This window comes from Massilibacteroides sp. (assembly GCF_028705895.1).
GTDB lineage: Bacteria > Bacteroidota > Bacteroidia > Bacteroidales > Tannerellaceae > Massilibacteroides.
Window position 1 is genome coordinate 17,924 of record NZ_JAQWCQ010000037.1, and the last position, 19,757, is coordinate 37,680.

Here is a 19,757-nt window from a genome sequence, read left to right on the forward strand (position 1 = left end):
ATTTTCCTTTACCGGAGACATCGTTGCGGGAAAAGTTTTCTTAGTTTTGTTTTCGTAAATAATACCATTGTATGATTTGTAGAACACGCAATTTCATTGTAGCCTTTATTTTTGCTTTTCTTGCTACGTCATTATTCGCTCAGAAAAAGGTAAAACCGTTACCACTTGATCCGGCGATCGTTTGTGGACAGTTAGATAATGGGCTTACTTATTATATTCGTCAGAATACGCAACCTGAACAGAGAGCGGAGTTTTATCTTGTTCAGAAAACCGGCTCTTTGCAGGAAGAAGACAACCAACGGGGACTTGCTCATATGCTTGAACATATGGCATTTAACGGAACAGTACACTTTCCGGGACAAGGCATAGATAATTATTTAGAAAGTATCGGATTAAAAGGAGGAGAGAATCTAAATGCTTATACGGTATTCGATGAAACCGTTTTTATGATCATGAATGCTCCTACATCAAGAGACGGGATAATAGACTCTTGTCTCCTTATTCTACGAGATATCTCTTCCGATTTATTATTGGAGGATGAAGCAATTGAGAAAGAGAGAGCTGTCATACGCGAGGAATGGCGATCCGGACAAGATGCGGATGCTCGTTTACGGGAATTACAATTCCCTGTTTTATTAGCAGGAAGTAAATATGCAGAACGCCTGCCGATTGGGAACATTGAGGTGATTGAATCGTTTAAACCCGAACAACTAAGGGATTATTACAACAAATGGTATCGCCCCGACCTGCAGGCAGTCATCGTTGTCGGAGATTTAGATGCAACCTATGTCAAAGAAAAACTAACTCGTCTTTTTGGAGAAATACCGGCACCCGAAACATCGGTTGAGAATATAGAAGCACCTATTCCAGATAATGAACAACCCGTCATATCCATTGCTAAAGATAAAGAAGCTCCCGGTTATATCGTGAATCTATTCTACAAGCATGACCGGATGCCGGATTCTCTCTATGCCTCAGCAGAAGGAATTAAGCAGGACTATCTGCAAACGGCAACTTCTACTCTGTTAAATGAGCGTTTAGAATTATTGCTCTATGAGGCAAATCCTCCGTTTGTTTTTGCTCAATCCTCTGATGGAGATTATCTGGGAACAAAGACAAAAGCGGCATGGAGCGTAGCGGCAATTGCAGAAGAAGGAAAAGCAGATTCCACGTTGTTGACGCTTGCTCGTGAGGTTGAGCGCGTAAAACGATTCGGATTTACGCGATCTGAGTATGAGCGGGTGAAAGTCAATGTTTTAAAATATTATGAGAACCTGTATTTAGAAAGGGAAAGTGAAGAAAACTCTGCTTATGCGGGAACCTATATCTCACATTTTACAACCGGCGGTTACCTTCCCGGAATCGAGATGGAGTTTGATTTGATCAACCAGCTTGCCGAGAAGATTAGTTTAGAAGATATTAACCAGCATGTAAAAAAGGTGTTAGGACATAAGAATGTAGTCATTACCCTTACCGGACCAGAAAAAGATGATCCGGGGATATATCCGGACAAAGCCTCCTTGCTGCAGTTATTCAACAGCGTCACAACTTGCAAACTTGATCCGTATCTGGAAGAAGATAATATGCAACCTTTACTTTCGGAAAAGCCTTCTCCCGGAGAGATCGTCAGGGTAGAAGCAGATGAACGATTCAATGCCATTCTTATAACATTGAATAACGGGGTAAAAGTCGTCGCAAAGCAGACCGGATTTAAAGAAGACGAAATAGTAATTTCCGGTACCAGCCCAGGCGGCAGTACATTGTTTGATAAAAAAGATCTAAGCAACCTGAAGGTATTGACTGATGTTGTTCCGTTAGGTGGCTTGGGCAAACATTCTTCTGTCGATATTAACAGATTATTAGCAGGCAGAAATGTTTCTTGCTCCATCTCTCTGGATGAAAACAGCGAAAGCATCGGCGGCTATTCTTCTGTTTCTGATCTTCGTACCTTATTCGAACTTATTTATCTACATTTTACAGCTCCCAGAATGGATGAAGCGACATTTTCTTCTTATATCTCACGAATAAATGCGCAATTAAAGAATCTTGATCGTAATCCGATGGTTGCTTTTGGGGATTCTTTAACAAAAGCTCTCTATGGAGACAGACAAGAGATGATGCGAATTAAGGAAACAGAATTGAGACAGCTCAATTACTCTCGTATTATGGAAATGTATGGAGAACGATTTGCAGACGCTTCTGATTTTACATTTACCATAGTCGGTAGTTTTAATATGGATTCCGTACGTTTATTTGCCAAAGAATACCTGGCAACACTACCTAATCTGAACCGGAAAGAAGCAGGACGAGAAGGCGCACTTGTTCCTTATCGTAAAGGGCGCATCACAAATCATTTCAGCAAGACTATGGAAACGCCGAAAACATCCACGGTTCACTATTTTCATGGGAAATCGGAATATACGCTTAAAAATATACTTGCCGCCAATATGCTGACTCAACTATTAGACTTGGTTTATATGGAGAAAGTCCGCAAAGACGAAGGTGGTTCTTACGGTGTTGCCGCTTTGGCCAGAATGTATTCTTTCCCCAAAGGACGCACTTCTTTACAAATTTATTATGACACAGATCCACAGAAAGCAGAACAAATCAATTCGATAATTCTGGCTGAACTAAACCGCATTGCGGAAGAACCGATTAGTGAAGAAAATTTCTCCAAAGTCAAAGAGAATCTCAAAAAGACCTGGCAGGAAAATCAAACCTCAAACATCTTCTGGCTAAGTGCAATAGACAATTATTATTTCAACGGATTTGAATCTACCACCTCTTATCTTCACACCCTCGAAGCAATGACAAAAGAAGACATCCGGGATTTTACTAAAGAGCTTCTATCGCAAGGCAACCATATTGAAGTAATCATGACCCCATAAAACGTATCATTTATCAAAAAAAATAAACCTACCCTAACATCTGCTATGTTGCCCCTTCAGGGCGCGAGACTCGTTCTATATCCTTCCCAACGCGTTGCGTTGAGCTATACTATAGCAGGCTTTCAGCCTTAAAACCAAACTGTATAGCTTAAGTTGATGACATTGGTTTAGAGACTACGCTGAGCAGAGGCTTCCAACAAAATAAATATCGTTCATGTTATTGATTTACAATACATTAAAATCAATCGAACAGTTTTGATTTTTTGTGTTTTGTTTTGACAAATAGATACTTTTTTCGCCCTTTTACTTACGCGTAAAAAAATGTCCATCCTTGTTTTTTGATTTATAGCATCGTTTTAGACCAATAAATATTGTATTTAGACTAAAATAGCCCGTTTTTTACCGAAAATATAAAGGTTATTTTCTGAAAAATATCCTTTATATTCAAAAAAAGAATAGAATCTTTTTTCAAAAAGAATAGGGAGATTTTATCCATTGCCTTTTTTTGTTCAATTTTGATAATTCAAAAAAACGGGCATGCCGTATCGTGCGTTTTAAGTGTGGTTTTTCGGTGTTTGTTTTTCGGGTACACATATTGTCATTTTATTAAATAAAGCGCGTTAAAACAACGCTGTTGAAGCCGACGACAATTTGTCTGAAAATGACAAATTTTGCTATTATTTTGTTTTTTATTTCACTTTTTTTATTTGCTGTCCACGATTTGTTTTACCTTATCGAGGTAATCCCATTAAAAACGACATAATCCAAGTGTAATAACAACCGGGGGTTCGGACTGATCCATAAAAACGATTTGAAATTCAAAAGCTATATAAATTAAAAACAGTCCGAAACGACAAATTCCGGACTGTTTTTTTTAAAAGTATCACCTCGATTAACCAAGGAGAAATACTTCTTTTTTAATAATTTTCTTTTTTAGGTTCAAAGAAAGACTGTGGATGTTCACAAGCAGGACACATTTTCGGAGCCTTTTTACCCTTGAACAAGAAACCACAGTTACGACATTGCCAGAAGATTTCTTCGTCTCTTTCAAAAGCCTTGCCTTCTGTCAGATTAGCCAGCAACTTACGATAACGTTTCTCGTGCTCAGCTTCAACAGTCGCAATCATTTTGAATGCTACGGCAATTTTCTTGAAACCTTCTTCTTCGGCCACTTTTGCAAATTCAGGGTAGAGTTCTGCCCATTCTTCATTTTCTCCCGCAGCTGCTGCAGCAAGATTATCCATTGTTGTACCAATTACTCCTGCAGGATATGAAGCAGTAATTTCAACCATTCCACCTTCCAAAAATTTAAAGAACCTCTTTGCGTGTTCTTTTTCCTGTTCGGCAGTTTCCATAAATACACCTGCAATCTGCTCGTAGCCTTCTTTTTTTGCTACGCTTGCAAAAAACGTATAACGTGTTCTTGCCTGAGATTCACCGGCAAATGCTTTTAGCAAATTCTGTTCGGTGCGTGTACCTTTAATACTTTTTTCTTCCATAACACTACTTTTTATAAAGATGAATAAACTTATAATCGCTTTGAATAAACATGATTCACATCATAGTTGAGCAAAATTAATCAAATCCGGACGAATAAGAGCCTGTTTAAATTTTTATTCGTGGCTTATTTCGATTTATTTTTTGTTTAGTTGTATATCCGCATGAATGAGCATAGCGAGCTATGTGATTGAATGCGGAGATGCAGATAAGCAAAAAAGAAAACGAAAGAAGACCGAAACAAGCCCTCAAGAAATATCCTATAAAAATTTAAACAGGCTCTAAATAAATGAAAACAATATTATTGTCTGGAAATTTGATCCGTACCATAAAAAAAGCATAGGGGCAATTCCCGAATGTAAGTTAGATCAAAATAAATTAATTACATTTGCCTTTCTAATTTTATTCCCAGATGAGCGTTATAATTAAAGAGATAACTCAAAAAAAAGAGCTTAAGAACTTTGTTAAGTTTAATATTGAACTTTATAAAGATTGCCCTTACCATGTGCCCGGCCTGATTGAAGAAGAGATGATGACGCTGGATAAGCATAAGAATCCTGCATTTGAATTATGTGATACTGTTTTTTTTCTTGCCTATAAAGACGATCGTATTGTAGGGCGCATTCTCGGCATGGTCAACCGAAAGAGCAATGAAGTCTGGGGACAGAAATACGCTCGCTTTGGATTTGTCGATTTTATCGATGATGCGGAGGTTGTCAATGCGCTGTTCAACGCTGTTGAAAAATGGGCGAAAGCGCAAGGGATGGATCATCTACACGGTCCTCTTGGATTCACGGACTTAGACCATGAAGGAATGTTGATCGACGGTTTTGATCAGTTAGGGACAATGGCTACCATCTACAACTATCCTTATTATCCGAAACATATGGAACGGATGCAATACGTAAAGGATAACGACTGGCATGAATTTAAAATATATATTCCTAAAGAGGTTCCGGAAAAACATCTTCGCGTAGGGGAGATTGTTAAAAAGAAATACGGTCTCAAAACCTTAAAGTTCAAAAAGAGAAAAGATATCTGGCCTTACGCCTACAAAATATTTGAAACGCTGAATTCCGCGTTTGGTCCCTTGTATGGTTTTGCTCCTCTGACCGAGAAGCAAATAAATTACTATGTGAACCAATATATACCGATGATACGTTTAGACATGGTTACTATCATCGTTAAGGAGGAAACGGACGAAGTAGTCGGATTCGGAATTTCATTGCCTAATTTATCCCATGCGTTAAAGAAAGCGAAAGGACATATGTTCCCGTTCGGTTTTATTCCGTTGCTCAAGGCGTTGAAGAGTAAACCGAAAGTAATAGATCTTTATTTGATGGGAGTATTGCCCGAATATCAGAACAAAGGCGTGAATGCTCTTATTTTTAACGACCTGATTCCCGTATATATTAATCTGGGGGTAGAGTATGCAGAAACGAATCCGGAGTTGGAATCGAACAACGCTGTTCAGGCACAATGGGACTATTTTAAAAGAGAACATCATAAAACCAGAAGAGCATTTATTAAAGAATTGAAATAAAGGAGTTTTTTCTATGGATGAACTGAATTCAACGACGCAACAACAAACAGCTTATACCGATGATGATATAAAAACATTAGACTGGATGGAGCATATCCGCCGAAGGCCGGGTATGTATATCGGAAAGTTAGGAGATGGCAGTTACGCTGATGATGGAATCTATGTTTTGTTGAAAGAGGTTTTAGACAACTCCATCGATGAATATATGATGGGGTATGGAAAAACTATAGAAGTAACGGTTGAAGAAGGAACTGTCTCTGTTCGCGACTATGGTCGCGGAGTTCCGCTGGGCAAGGTTGTTGATGTGTCCAGCAAGATGAATACCGGAGCAAAATACGACAGCAAGGCATTTAAGAAATCTGTAGGTCTGAATGGCGTGGGTATTAAAGCGGTGAATGCATTAAGCAGTTATTTTCTGATTACCAGCCACCGTGATGGAGAATGCAAACGGGTAGAATACAACAAGGCTGTCATCACGGAAGAAGACAAAGTAAAGCCAACCGATGAGGCAAACGGTACACAGGTATTCTTCATTCCTGACAAGGAGATATTTAAAGATTACCACTATAAAGACGAATTCATCGAGAGTTTATTGAAAAATTACGTTTTCCTGAACTCCGGTTTGACTATCGTGTACAATGGCAAAAGATTCCACTCACGCAATGGGTTGGTTGATTTATTGAATGAGAACATGACCACTGAGCCGCTCTATCCGATCATACATTTAAAAGGAGAGGATATTGAATTGGTTATCACACATAGTAATCAATATGGTGAGGAGTATTACTCTTTTGTGAACGGTCAGCACACCACACAGGGTGGTACGCACCTTTCTGCTTTTCGTGAGGCGACAGGAAGGGTGATCAAGGAGTATTATAATAAGAATTTTGAATATTCGGATATCCGCGCCGGCATTGTGGCTGCGATCAGCATAAAAGTTGAAGAGCCGGTATTTGAGAGTCAGACAAAAACAAAATTAGGTTCAAAGGACATGGGACCTGATGGCGTAAGTGTCGCCAAGTTTATCGGTGATTTCATCAAAAAAGAGTTAGACAACTATCTTCATAAACATCCGGACACCTCCGATGCCTTATTACGCAAAATCCTTGAAGCGGAAAAAGAACGGAAAGCAATTGCCGGTGTAACCAAATTAGCTCGCGAACGGGCTAAGAAAGCAAATCTACATAATAAGAAATTACGCGATTGCCGTATCCATCTGAATGACACCAAAGGAGATAAAAAGGAAGAAAGCTGTATTTTCATTACTGAGGGCGATTCTGCGAGTGGATCTATTACCAAAAGTCGCGACCCGAATTTGCAAGCAGTATTTAGTCTTCGCGGAAAACCATTGAACAGTTACGGACTAACGAAGAAAATTGTTTACGAAAACGAGGAGTTCAATCTTTTACAAGCCGCATTGAATATAGAAGATGGATTGGAAGGATTACGTTATAATAAAGTAATCATTGCAACAGATGCTGATGTGGACGGTATGCATATCCGTTTGCTGTTGATTACTTTCTTTCTGCAATTTTTCCCTGATCTGATCAAACGCAATCATGTATATATTCTTCAAACCCCATTGTTCCGCGTACGTAATAAGCAAAAAACGTTTTATTGCTATTCGGAAGAAGAACGCTTAGCAGCAATCGAAGCTGTTGGGAAGAATCCGGAAATCACCCGGTTTAAAGGATTAGGAGAAATTTCACCCGATGAATTCAAACATTTTATCGGAAAAGACATCCGTCTTGATCCGGTGACAATGAAAAAAGAAGACCTTGTAAAAGAAATGTTGGAATTTTATATGGGCAAGAATACAATGGAAAGGCAGACTTTTATTATCGAGAATCTTGTCGTTGAAGAAGAAATCAATTAAAATCAACAAAATGAAAAAGCTAAAGCTACTCTTTTGTATAACAACGATAGTATCGCTATTTTCCTCTTGTGGGGTAAGCACCCAATACATTGGGAAATCCTATTCTCCAACGTCCAATGTGGATGTTTTCATGATATGGGAAGATGTGCCCGGAGACTATGAAGTAATGGGATATGTAGATGCTACTCCTATCGGCCTGAGCGGTATTGAGGATGCTCAGAAAAAAGTAGAGGAAGTAGCGCGGATTAAAGGTGCCGACGCAATTGTATTTGAAGGAATACAAGAAAGCTATTCTAATCCTACATTGGAGACAACGGAGAAAAGAGAAAAAAATGCGGACGGTGGATATACAAAGACGACACAGACAACAGAGACTGTTCAGAAAATTTCGACATTAAAAGTTACTTTCATCAAATATAGAAGATGATAAAAAGAGCTATTTTCCCGGGAACGTTCGATCCTTTTACAATCGGTCATCAGTCGTTAGTAAAAAGAGGATTGGAAATAGTTGATGAGATCATTATCGCTATCGGAATAAATGAAAAGAAACAGACTTATTTTCCTTTGGAGAAAAGACTGGAGGCTATAGAGAAATTATATAAAAACAATCCGAAAGTCCGGGTGATGTCGTATGATTCGCTGACTGTAGATTTTGCAAAGTCTGTAGATGCTCAATTTATTATGCGTGGCATTCGTACGGTAAACGATTTTGAATATGAAAAGAGTATAGCTGACGTAAATCGTAAGTTAACAGGTATTGAAACATTTATCTTGTTTACCGAACCGGAACATACACATATAAGCTCAAGTATTGTACGCGAGCTATTGAACTATGGGAAAGACATTTCACTATTCGTACCAAAAGAAACTGAATTATACTGACGTTAGATCGTCTATTTGAATAAAACTAAAGAATGAAACAATTTGTATTTGTATGTCTGTTGACTATCGCAGGATTCTCGCAGGCAAATGCCCAGAAAATTAACCAGGAAGCGCGTAAGATGTCTATGGCTTTATACGCCATATCAAATTTGTATGTTGATTCAACAGACGAAAGCAAGTTAGCTGAGTATGCCATCATCGGAATGTTAGAAAAGCTTGATCCGCACTCTAACTATCTCGATCCGGAAGAAACGAAAGAAATGACTGAGCCGCTGGAAGGAAACTTTGACGGCATAGGTATCCAGTTTAATATGCTGACGGATACGCTATATGTTATTCAGGTAATACCCGGAGGCCCTTCTGAGAAGGTCGGACTAATGGCTGGTGATCGTATCATTCAGGTAAACGACACGTTAATAGCCGGTGTAAAAATGAAAAACACCGATATTATGAAACGCCTTAGAGGTCCGAAAGGAACAGAGGTACGCATAAAGGTGCAACGAAACAAAGAACCGGAATTGATCGAGTTCCGTATTATTCGTGGGAAAATACCGGTATATAGTTTAGATGCTGCCTATATGGCAGATAAAGAGACTGGTTATATCAAGCTAAATCGCTTTGCCGCATCTTCAGCTGACGAGTTTAAGGAAGCCCTGGCCAAATTACAGAAACAAGGCATGAAAAATCTGATCCTGGATTTACAAGGAAATGGCGGAGGCTACCTGAACATTGCGATTGATATTGCAGACGAATTTCTGGGTAAAGATCAGTTGATTGTTTATACGCAAGGTAGTAAAGTAAACCGTGAAGATGCAAAAGCAACAGCTAAAGGGAATTTTGAAAAAGGGAAGTTGATTGTTCTTGTTGATGAAGGATCTGCTTCTGCAAGTGAGATTGTGTCAGGGGCTATTCAGGACTGGGATCGTGGTCTGATTGTCGGACGAAGAACCTTTGGGAAAGGGTTAGTACAAAAACCTATTCCGCTACCTGACGGATCTATGATCAGACTGACCGTTTCGCGTTATTATACTCCAACAGGCCGTAGTATTCAGAAGCCTTACGAACAAGGCAAGCAAGAGGAATACAAACATGATCTGATCGACCGTTATAATCGGGGTGAACTAATGAGCGCTGATAGCATTCATTTCCCGGATTCCATGAAATATAATACTTTGGTAAAAAAACGTATTGTTTATGGTGGTGGAGGTATTATGCCGGATGTATTTGTCCCGGTTGATACGACGCGCTATACGGATTACCATCGGAAAATTGTGGCAAGCGGCCTTGTTAACCGTATTGCTATGAATTATCTGGATAAGAACAGAGAGACATTGACAAAAAAATATCCGAAATTTGCGACCTACAAGAAAAACTTCGAGGTAAGTGAAGAGGTAATGCAGGAATTGCTTGCTTTAGCCAAAGAGGAAAAGATCGAGTTTGACGAAGAAGAATATGGAAAGTCTGAAACACTTATCAAACTTCAGATAAAAGCGCTGATTGCACGTGACATGTACGACATGAGTGAATATTTCCAAATCATCAATGACGATAATCCGAGCTTTCAAAAGGCCTTACAGATCCTTTCAGAGAAAGACTCCTACCTCGTTGCTTTTGATAAATAAGAACTTTATTAATAACTAAAAATAGAACCGTCAATGAAACAAAAATTAATTGCTTTGATCCCGTTTTTCGCATTGATAATGGGATTTTCCGGCTGCGGTACAACAGCCCAAAATGACCTTATGGGAGCTTACAACATGACACAATGTAAATATGCGTATAATTCCATATCCAACATTTCCGTATCCGGAGTTAATATTACATCGGGATCGGCACTTTCACCTCTGAACTTGGCCAAACTGACAACTGTGCTTGCTGGTAATCCAAATTCAATTCCGTTGAACTTCACGGTCAACATGAATGTAACAAATCCGAATCAATCAGCTGCGTTGTTAAACAAACTTCAATATGCCGTAAGCATTGATGATATCCATTTTACGGACGGTACACTTGATCAGGCTGTAAATATTGCCGGTGGGGCAACGCAAACTATTCCGCTCACGGTAGGGGTTGATGTAGCTTCTTTGATGAAGAATAACAGTCAGAGTGCACTCTTGAATATTGTGAAGAACATAGCGGGTTTAAGCGGAGAAAAATCAACCGTATCGCTAAACCTACGTCCTACATTTAATATTGCGGGACAACCGATTACTTCACCGATCGCATTCCCTGTTAGCTTCTCCTTCGGAGGGAAATAAAAGAGTATCTATAAAACATGAACCCTGCAAAGTAATCTCAATGAGGTAATTTTGCAGGGTTCAGCGTTCTATTTTTCACCATTATTTTTCCAGACCAACACACCGGCAGGCTCAATTGTCTGTGTGCCGATCAGAACGGTTGCTTTTGCCGGTAATGGAAAAGCATAATTCTTAGAAGAATAATTGACCGCTATACCAAAGCCATCCCGGTATTCCATCCAGACACCTTCCGGCAGATTCATTACAGGAGTGCTGTTCTGCGCATAGATACGCTTTAGCACGTCCGCTTCCAGTTTTCCGTCCTGACTATCGATACCGACATAGGTTACTGTCCCCTTACCCAATTTCCGGTGAGTAATGGCAGGAGATCCTTTATAGAACTGATCAACGTGCTTTGCCCAAACCTCCGTTCCTTGTTCGGGAATCAATCCCTCGCCCCAGATAGACCAGGCATATTTTTGTCCTTCCATTTCAATATGTCCAGATTCATTCGCCGGCATAAAATCATGGAAGTCATACGCCGCTCCAATTAACGGAGCAATCTTGCCCGCCATTGGCAGTTCGTATAGCTGACTCATGCGATCTTTCAGTCCGCTACGTACAGTCAGGATAAGATGTCCGCCTTGCTTTACATAATTTGTCCAGGCCGTAATCAGAGAGTCATCAACCATTTCATAAGCGGGAGCGATTAAAACGGGATATTGCGTAAAGTCTTTCCCTTCATAAATTATATCTACAGGAGCTCCAAAACTCTTTAATGCTTTGTAATATTTCTGAATATGATTTTCTGTGCTCCAGCTATCATTAAGCTTGCGTTTTTCCAGACTCCATACATTCTCGTGAGTATAAAGGATAGCCGTTTTCCGTTCCAGATAATCGGTAGGTAAAGTAGCTTTCGGATTATATTCTTTTCTTAATTGTGCAATTTCCTGTATAAAGGTTTGAAATTCCAAACCTCCACGTGAGGGTGTAACTCCGTCTGTTCCGATAATCCCATGATGGAACTGTTCGTCTCCAAACAAAGGTTGACGAAAACGGTATGTGCAAGTAAGGTCACTTCCTCCGGCAAAAACAGACCAAAGCCATAATCTTACGGCTCCCGGATAAGGCATACTGTTGCGCGTTCCCCAGTTAACTTGTCCCGGCTGCAACTCCATCACACCGTAAACGCCGTCAAACGGACGGGTAAAGTCGTTCGCAAAAGGAATACGCATCGGATCACCAATACGAAATCCTAACTCGCCAATGCCGGGATCACCATAAACCATATAGCGCGTATAAGTATTAAAGTCCAATTGTTGGGATTGTCCGAAATGCCCGGCAGTATAATCCGGAATATAATTAGACGTGATCCATTGATCCGGACTTACGTATTTCTTCAAAACCTCAGCCTGTTCATCAATGAAAGAGGCAGATTCGTGTGCACAGAATCGTTTCCAATCTAAAAGCTGATGAGGATTCTGTCCCCAGTTAGACGGAAGAGGAAATGTAACCTGCTCAAAAGAAGTATAAACCTGACTCCAGAAAGCAGTCCCCCACGCTTTGTTCAGGGCAGAGATAGTATTGTCGTATTTATTTTTCAGAAAAGAACGAAACCGGTTTAAGGCCTCTTTATTATAATCCTGACGCACTCCCGGTTCATTATCCAACTGCCATCCCATTACGCGCTTGTCATTTCCATAGCGCTTCCCTAATTCAGCAATCATCTTCTTTGAATAATCACGATAGAACGTACTTGAGAAAGAAGCATGCTGACGTGCGCCATGATCTACTGTCGTACCATTCTCGTTTTTAATCAATATCTCCGGATGCGCACGGGTAAGCCATACCGGAGGAGTAGCTGTTGAGGTACAAAGAATAACCTTCAGATTGTATTTGGCAGCAAGAGTAATCGCTTTATCCAACCAGCTAAAATCATATCGTCCTTCCTCAGGTTCCAATTGTGTCCAGGCAAACTCACCGAAATGAGTAAATTCAAATCCCATCTCTGACATCTTCTTCAGATCCCGTTCCCACTGGTTTTCATCCCAATGTTCGGGATAATAATAAGCGCCGACAAGTGTTAAATCTTTTTTTGGAAAATATTCCCTCTTCTCTTTTGCAAACCCTGAAGGAATAAACAATAATAAGGCGAAAACCGCCATTAGTAGTTTCTGTCTCATGTTCTTTTTTATGGTTTTACTTTTTACTATAAACGATCCGTCCTTCTACGATCGTTGTATGAATCTCTATATTGTCATCAAAGATAATAATATCAGCATCTTTTCCCACTTCCAAACTTCCTTTACGATCATAAATACCCATGATGCGGGCAGGCGTTTCCGAAGCCATACGCACTGCATCAGACAGAGGAATGCCTGCTTGCTTTACCATCGTTCGTATAAGTCGGTCTGAAGTAGCAACACTACCGGCCAAAGCTGATCGGTCTGCTAATTTACAAACACCGTCTTCTATTATTACCCGACTGTCATGACTAACAGGATTTGTACAAGCCGAAGGAGCCATTGCATCGGTAATTAACATAATTTTATCTGCTCCTTTGATCGTATAGACAAGTTTCAGGATGGCAGGAGGAACATGAACTCCATCAGAAATCAGTTCTACCGTCATGTCTTTTATCAGATAAACAGATTCGATGGTTCCTTCTTTCTTGTATTCCCCTTGCTTGTGAACTCCGGTCATCGCATTATAAAAATGTGTAGCATGCGTATAACCGGCCTCCCATGCCTGGGCAACAAGCGGGTAATCAGCCACAGTATGCGCCAATGAAACAAGAATGCCTTGTTCGGACATAAACCGACCGAAGGCTAAAGCTCCGGGCAATTCAGGTGCTGCACTCCACCGTTTGATACAGGACGTGTTCCGTACTAAATCTTTATATTCCTCCACATCCGGTAGGGTAAGATACGCCGGATTTTGTCCTCCGCACATGATCTTATTCAAGTAATTCCCCTCTAAATGAAGTCCCAGAATACGTGCCCCCTGAGGTTCGTCCTGCATGATCGTTTCGCAAACATGTATTGCTTCTTTGAATACCGACAAAGGCGCTGCTGCTAAAGTGGGAAAAAGAGCAGTTGTGCCATAACGGGCATGAGCTGACGCGGCAATACGGAAAGCTTCGGGGGTAGCTTCTGTAAAGTCATGCCCTCCACCTCCGTGAATATGTGTATCTATACAGCCGGGAGCAACAAAAAGTCCCTCAGCATCTAATGTCGGCATATTGTTATCAACAAGCTGATCATCACTAATTTCAATAATTTTTTCGGATTCGAAAACTATCGACTTATTCTTGTGTATTCCTGTTGGAAGTAATAATGTGGCGTTCTTTATTTTACAACGGCTCTCGTGCGTAAAGGCTCTCATGCTATCTTGTTAGTCAAATTAAAATTCTTAACTTTAGGCAATAAAATTACGAAATACAATTCATTTACTATTACTATGGACGAAACAATCAGAATCTATTGTAAAAATAACGAAACATATACAAATGTGCCGGCCGGATCTTCATTGCTTGACATATACAATCTGGTAGGTGCTCTTTTAAAATATAAACCCATCAATGCTAAAGTAAACAACAAAGTTGAAGGGCTTACTTACCGGTGCTGGAAATCCAAAGATGTGGAATTTATGGATTATACGCATTCTTCGGGATCGCGCGCATATATTCGTTCTCTTTGTCATATTTTCTCTAAAGCGGTTTACGAAATAATCCCAAAAGCCAGCTTAAACTTAGAACATCCTGTTTCTAAAGGATATTATTCCCGGATTATAAACGGGAAAGAAATTACCGCAGAGCAGATAGAAAAGATAAAAGAGCGGATGCAGGAAATCGTTAAGGCAGATATCAAATTTAAACACAGATTTGTCCGGACTTCCGAAGCTTCGGAACTGTTTCATAGTTTAAATATGAAGGACAAAGCACGTTTGATTGAAACATCCGGTATGGCTTATACCTCGTATTACGAGTTAGATGGATACGTCGATTTCTTTTATGGATGTCTTACTCCGTCCACCGGTTATATTGAACTGTTCGATATAGTTCCTTACAATGACGGAATCCTGCTTCGCGTACCCAAACGAACGAACCCGAAGGAGTTGGAGCCAATGATCAATCAGGATAAGATGTTTGAGGTCTATAAAGAACACCTTTCTCTTCAGCGCATGGTCGGATTAAATAATGTGGGCGACCTGAACTTAGCTATTCAGAAAGGGAATACTTCCGAGATCATCAAAGTTTCTGAAGCTGTACAAGAAAAGAAAGTCGCTAAAATAGCTGAAGAAATAGCCCAACGCTTCAAAGAGGGCGTACGTATTGTGCTTATTTCAGGGCCTTCCTCTTCAGGAAAGACCACTTTCTGCAAACGACTACAAATTCAGTTGATTACGAATCTGATCCAACCTATTGCGATTTCGCTCGATGATTATTTCCTGAACAGGGAAGATACGCCGAAAGACGAAAACGGAGATTACGATTTTGAGTCTTTGTATGCGTTAGACCTTCCTTATTTTAACAGTGATCTGGAAAAGCTTCTTGCAGGAGAAAAAATAAATCTGCCGAGCTTTGATTTTAACACGGGGAAACGTATCTACAAAGGTAAAACACTCAAGCTGAAAGAAAATTCTGTTCTTGTAATAGAAGGAATCCATGCCTTGAATCCGGAACTTACGGCAATGGTTGACAACAAATGCAAATATGGAATCTATGCCTCTGCATTAACCACAATCTCGTTGGATAATCATAACTGGATACCGACAACAGACAATCGTTTGTTGCGTCGTATCATCCGCGACTACCATTTCAGAGGGTATTCCGCAAAAGATACGATTGGGCGCTGGCCGAGCGTTCGCCGGGGTGAAGAGAAATGGATATTCCCCTATCAGGAGAATGCAGACGCTATGTTTAACAGTGCAATGATTTATGAACTGGGGGCAATACGCAAGTTTGCCGAACCAATCTTGATGGAAGTACGTGAAGCTGACCCCGAAAATGCAGAAGCCTACCGTTTGCTGCGGTTTATCCGTTATTTCAATTATATCCCGGAATCTGAATTACCACGTACCTCATTACTTCGGGAATTTTTGGGAGGAGGAAGTTTTACGTATTAAGCGTTTCACGTAGCTTTCGTACAGCAGTAGTCATATGAGATTCAACGGTTTTGACGGAAATACCCAATATTTCCGCAACTTCTTTATACTTTAGATTATCCTCTCTTATAAGTTTAAATACGATCTTAATCTTTTCGGGAAGATCGTTTATTGCTTCATTTATTTCAGAAACGGCTTCTTTTGAAATCAAATCATCTTCAGGAGTCGTTTCTGTCCTAAAGAACAAATCGAATGAATAATCTTCAATGTCCATATATTCGAATTGTTTCTTCCTGCAAAAGCTGATGGCTTTATGTCTCGTAATACCATAGATATAGCTGTTGTAATTTTGCACCTCCATTAAGTTTTTACGATTATTCCAAAATGCCAGAAAAGTATCGGATAAAATCTCCTCTATATCAGCAGGAGAAGACACATAAAGGCTTATAAACCGTGTTAGCCTTTGATAGTAAGCCAGGTATAACGATTTAAGGGCAGATTGCGAGTTGCTTAAAGCAATTTCACAGATCCATTGTGTTATTTTTTCCGTATTTGCTATAGCTCAATAATAATAAAAGTCTATTAGTATAGTCGCAAATGTAAAGCATAAACCCTAATAGTTTAATCAAATTCCTACCTTATTGTTTTTAAAAATGTTGTGGTTTGTGTAAAATTTGGATATAAGAAATTTTTAAGGCGCCTGGAAACGAAAGTTGAGGCGCCTCAACATTTCCAAAACTACTTTTGAGATGAAATACACACTTATTTAATTCCGCCAAGAAGTAGAATAAATAATTTTAATTATCGGTTAGGGTTTCTATCTGCTACTTGCGACTATATATACAAGAACAAGATATAATGGAAAAAAACATAGATAAAATCATAGCCCGGATACTAAATGGAGAAGCTTCAGCAGAAGAAATACTTCAGTTTAGTGGCTGGCTGAGCGCAGATAAAAAGAATGAAGAAGAATTTCGACGTATAAGAAGCTATTGGCGTGCGGAAGTATCTCAGGAACAGGCAAACAATCCGCTCACGTCATTAGAGAAACTAAACAAACGATTAACGAAACAGCCAACGCAAAAGAGAAACCGACTTATATTGCTCTCTCTTTCTGTTGCAGCCATTTCCTTATTAATTTTCAGCCTTTCAAATTACTACTTAGCTCCTGCCGATCCTCAGGAAACAACCCATTATTATACCTATATAACGGATAATAACAGATCAGCAATTACACTCGAAGACGGAACGAAAGTATTTCTCAATAAAAATAGCCGACTTACCTACAACAATCACTACGGGAAGGAAAGCCGCAACATAGAACTTACAGGAGAAGCCTATTTTGAAGTAGCACACGACACACTGAATCCGTTCATCCTTACCATGGGAGAAAGCAGTATTCGTGTATTAGGCACGAAGTTTAATGCACAGTCACTTGAAGACGGTTCAGAAGTAACGGCAACCTTAGTAGAAGGTTCTATCCAGTTTCAAAGCGCAGATCAACAAGTCATTTTACTTCCCGACCAACAAGTCTGCTTCAACAAAGAAACAAAAAGGATTGAAATAAAAGAAGTCAACAGCTATGAACGAACACTTTGGACGAGAAGTATCATCAAATATAAAACGATCCCGTTTGCTGAACTGATCAGCAGACTAAAAGAGACATACGATACCGAGATCATCATTAAAAATGCAGTTCTAAGAGACCCGGAACTAACCGTATCTGCTTCCTTTGACGAAAACCAAAGCTTAGAAGAGATACTAAAAGTAATATCCCGGAGCGTATCTATGAAGTGGACAAAAAAGGACAACGTATATTACATCCAATAAATCTATACTATTTATGTACAATCTAAAAACAAGACGTATGAAAAAACTATCCGGTTAAAAAATACCGGCCATATACATAAAAGCATATGACCGGTCGGTCCCAAAAAGTCAACGCTTCCGTTTCGACGCGCCTAAACATTGAATCAGAAGCAATTATCAACCTTTTATCTATACAAAAATATGAAAAATGTTTCGTATTGCAGGCCTTATTGCTATAAAGGTCTAAAAAAAACACTTAAAATTATGAAGATCACAACAGTCTTGCTTTTTGTGGTACTGTTTCAGTCTCTTGCATTAGACTCATACTCGCAAGAAACAGAAGTATCAGTAAAGGCAGGTCAAATGAGACTAACAGAGCTCTTTACTCTGATTGAGCAACAAAGCGAATTCCTGTTTTTTTATGTAGATTCTGATGTAAAAGATGTTGACGTTACGCTTAACACGCGAAGTAAAAAGATAGAAGACATTCTATCGCAGGCGTTAAATGGTACAAATCTTACCTATGCAATCAATGACAGAAATGTAAATATAGTTAAACGCTTAGATATGCAACAGCAAACCAAGCGACTTACGGGTACTATTACCGATCAACGTGGTGAACCCATAATAGGAGCCAATGTCATTGTTAAAGGAACAACAAACGGTACGATAACAGACATGGATGGGCGGTTTAGCCTGAATGTTGCCCCTACGGATGTGCTTGTTGTTACCTATATCGGGTATAATAGTCAAGAAATAAATATAGATGGGCAAACGGTAATTAATATACAATTAACAGAAGATACACAAACGTTAGAAGAGGTGGTTGTGATTGGGTATGGGACGGCTCGTAAGATCGACCTGACGGGTTCAATATCCTCTTTGGGCGGTGACAAACTAAAAATGAAGAATACTCCTCAACTCTCCAGTCAATTACAAGGGCAAATGGCTGGTGTACAGATCACACGTTCCAGTGGAGATCCTACATCGGGAGCGACTATTCGCGTTCGCGGGGTCACGACGTTGTCCACCAACGATCCATTAGTAATCGTAGATGGGGTTCCGGGGAATATCAATGACGTTGCTCCTGAAGATGTGAAAGATATTCAAGTATTGAAAGATGCAGCTTCGGCAGCTATCTACGGCTCACGCGCTGCAGCAGGAGTTATCTTAGTAACTACAAAACGTGCCATGAGTAATCAATTCCATCTTTCCTACAATACCGAATATGGTATTGATGCACCAACAGCAAAACCTAAGTTTGCCAACGCAGTACAATGGATGAACGGATACAACGAATTGGCTTATAACGATGGTGCCTCTTCGCTCTATTCTGCCTATTCGGAAGATTTAATTAACAATTACGCACAGCTACGTGCTGAAGATCCAGACCGATATCCGGATACAGATTTCTTGGGGATGGGTATTAAAAGTTCCACGCACCACCAGCGGCATTCTTTTTCGCTTAGCGGAGGAACCGAAAAACTTAAAACAAATTTCAGTCTTAATTACTACAATGCTGAAGCTCTTTACGACAACAAAGACTATGAGCGTTTCAATGTACGTACTAACAACGACTATTCTATCAGTAGTTGGATTCATGCAAATGTAGATATGAACCTGCTTTATTCTAAAACAGTTAATCCTCATAATGCAGAGGGCAGTATCATGAATGATTTTATGTATCGTGCACCTATTTACAATGCTTTCTGGTCTGACGGTAATTATGCTGATGGGAAAGATGGTGATAACCCTTTTGCACTACATGATTTAGGAGGCTCAACGAAGGGGCAAAACTATCGTGTGGGCGGAAAAATCCAGTTAGATCTTACTCCAATAGAAGGACTTACCTTCACGGCGATAGCATCTCCTCAGTTTACTTCTTACAAAGAAAAAGATCATAAAAAGAAATATGAAGT

General features: G+C 39.8%; 14 protein-coding genes. 10 read left to right on the plus strand and 4 right to left on the minus strand.

The features are described 5' to 3' along the window. Positions 1-71: 71 nt before the first annotated feature. The gene (locus PHT93_RS10170) at positions 72-2,888 is read left to right on the plus strand and encodes a M16 family metallopeptidase (RefSeq protein WP_300242482.1); all 2,817 of its coding nucleotides are present in this window, start codon (positions 72-74) and stop codon (positions 2,886-2,888) included. Between the two features lie 917 nt (positions 2,889-3,805). Here the strand turns inward: PHT93_RS10170 and rbr are convergent. After that, positions 3,806-4,387 carry a rubrerythrin gene (rbr, locus tag PHT93_RS10175; RefSeq protein ID WP_300242484.1) on the minus strand — a complete coding sequence of 194 codons (582 nt, stop codon included), beginning with the start codon at positions 4,385-4,387 and terminating at the stop codon, positions 3,806-3,808. A gap of 410 nt (positions 4,388-4,797) precedes the next feature. Here rbr and PHT93_RS10180 point away from each other — a divergent pair, with 410 nt between their 5' ends. Genes PHT93_RS10180 through PHT93_RS10205 form a run of 6 tightly spaced genes read left to right on the plus strand, consistent with a single transcriptional unit; the run spans position 4,798 to position 10,944 of the window. Then, positions 4,798-5,928: a hypothetical protein gene (locus PHT93_RS10180; protein WP_300242486.1), complete on the plus strand. Its 1,131-nt coding sequence runs from the start codon at positions 4,798-4,800 to the stop codon at positions 5,926-5,928. Positions 5,929-5,941: 13 nt separating this feature from the next. Continuing rightward, complete coding sequence (locus PHT93_RS10185) at positions 5,942-7,804, plus strand: DNA topoisomerase IV subunit B (RefSeq protein WP_300242487.1); 1,863 nt, start codon at positions 5,942-5,944, stop codon at positions 7,802-7,804. 10 nt (positions 7,805-7,814) lie between these two features. Next, positions 7,815-8,231: a hypothetical protein gene (locus PHT93_RS10190; protein WP_300242488.1), complete on the plus strand. Its 417-nt coding sequence runs from the start codon at positions 7,815-7,817 to the stop codon at positions 8,229-8,231. Then, positions 8,231-8,686 (plus strand): pantetheine-phosphate adenylyltransferase, encoded by a 456-nt coding sequence (gene coaD / locus PHT93_RS10195; RefSeq protein WP_300242507.1) that lies wholly within the window; start codon positions 8,231-8,233, stop codon positions 8,684-8,686. Before PHT93_RS10190 ends, coaD begins: the two co-directional genes overlap by 1 nt. Positions 8,687-8,718: 32 nt before the next feature. After that, complete coding sequence (locus tag PHT93_RS10200; protein WP_300242490.1) at positions 8,719-10,308, plus strand: S41 family peptidase; 1,590 nt, start codon at positions 8,719-8,721, stop codon at positions 10,306-10,308. A 33-nt stretch (positions 10,309-10,341) separates the two neighbouring features. Then, complete coding sequence (locus PHT93_RS10205; RefSeq protein WP_300242492.1) at positions 10,342-10,944, plus strand: LEA type 2 family protein; 603 nt, start codon at positions 10,342-10,344, stop codon at positions 10,942-10,944. Between the two features lie 68 nt (positions 10,945-11,012). Here the strand turns inward: PHT93_RS10205 and PHT93_RS10210 are convergent, their stop codons facing one another. Together PHT93_RS10210 and nagA are read right to left on the minus strand one after the other, a co-directional pair. Further along, positions 11,013-13,106 (minus strand): beta-galactosidase, encoded by a 2,094-nt coding sequence (locus PHT93_RS10210; protein WP_300242494.1) that lies wholly within the window; start codon positions 13,104-13,106, stop codon positions 11,013-11,015. Positions 13,107-13,122: 16 nt separating this feature from the next. Further along, positions 13,123-14,307, minus strand: coding sequence for an N-acetylglucosamine-6-phosphate deacetylase (gene nagA, locus PHT93_RS10215; RefSeq protein WP_300242497.1), 1,185 nt, complete (start codon positions 14,305-14,307; stop codon positions 13,123-13,125). Between the two features lie 75 nt (positions 14,308-14,382). Between nagA and PHT93_RS10220 the strand changes: the two genes are divergently transcribed. Beyond that, complete coding sequence (locus tag PHT93_RS10220; RefSeq protein ID WP_300242499.1) at positions 14,383-16,050, plus strand: nucleoside kinase; 1,668 nt, start codon at positions 14,383-14,385, stop codon at positions 16,048-16,050. Here the strand turns inward: PHT93_RS10220 and PHT93_RS10225 are convergent. After that, complete coding sequence (locus PHT93_RS10225) at positions 16,040-16,465, minus strand: sigma-70 family RNA polymerase sigma factor (protein ID WP_300242501.1); 426 nt, start codon at positions 16,463-16,465, stop codon at positions 16,040-16,042. The two genes, PHT93_RS10220 and PHT93_RS10225, sit on opposite strands and share 11 nt — an antisense overlap. Before the next feature lie 422 nt (positions 16,466-16,887). Here PHT93_RS10225 and PHT93_RS10230 point away from each other — a divergent pair, with 422 nt between their 5' ends. Together PHT93_RS10230 and PHT93_RS10235 are read left to right on the plus strand one after the other, a co-directional pair. Continuing rightward, on the plus strand, positions 16,888-17,859 hold the full coding sequence (locus PHT93_RS10230) for a FecR domain-containing protein (protein ID WP_300242503.1): 972 nt from the start codon (positions 16,888-16,890) through the stop codon (positions 17,857-17,859). 180 nt (positions 17,860-18,039) lie between these two features. After that, positions 18,040-19,757: SusC/RagA family TonB-linked outer membrane protein (locus PHT93_RS10235; protein WP_300242505.1), on the plus strand; the 1,718-nt coding region annotated here is incomplete at its 3' end.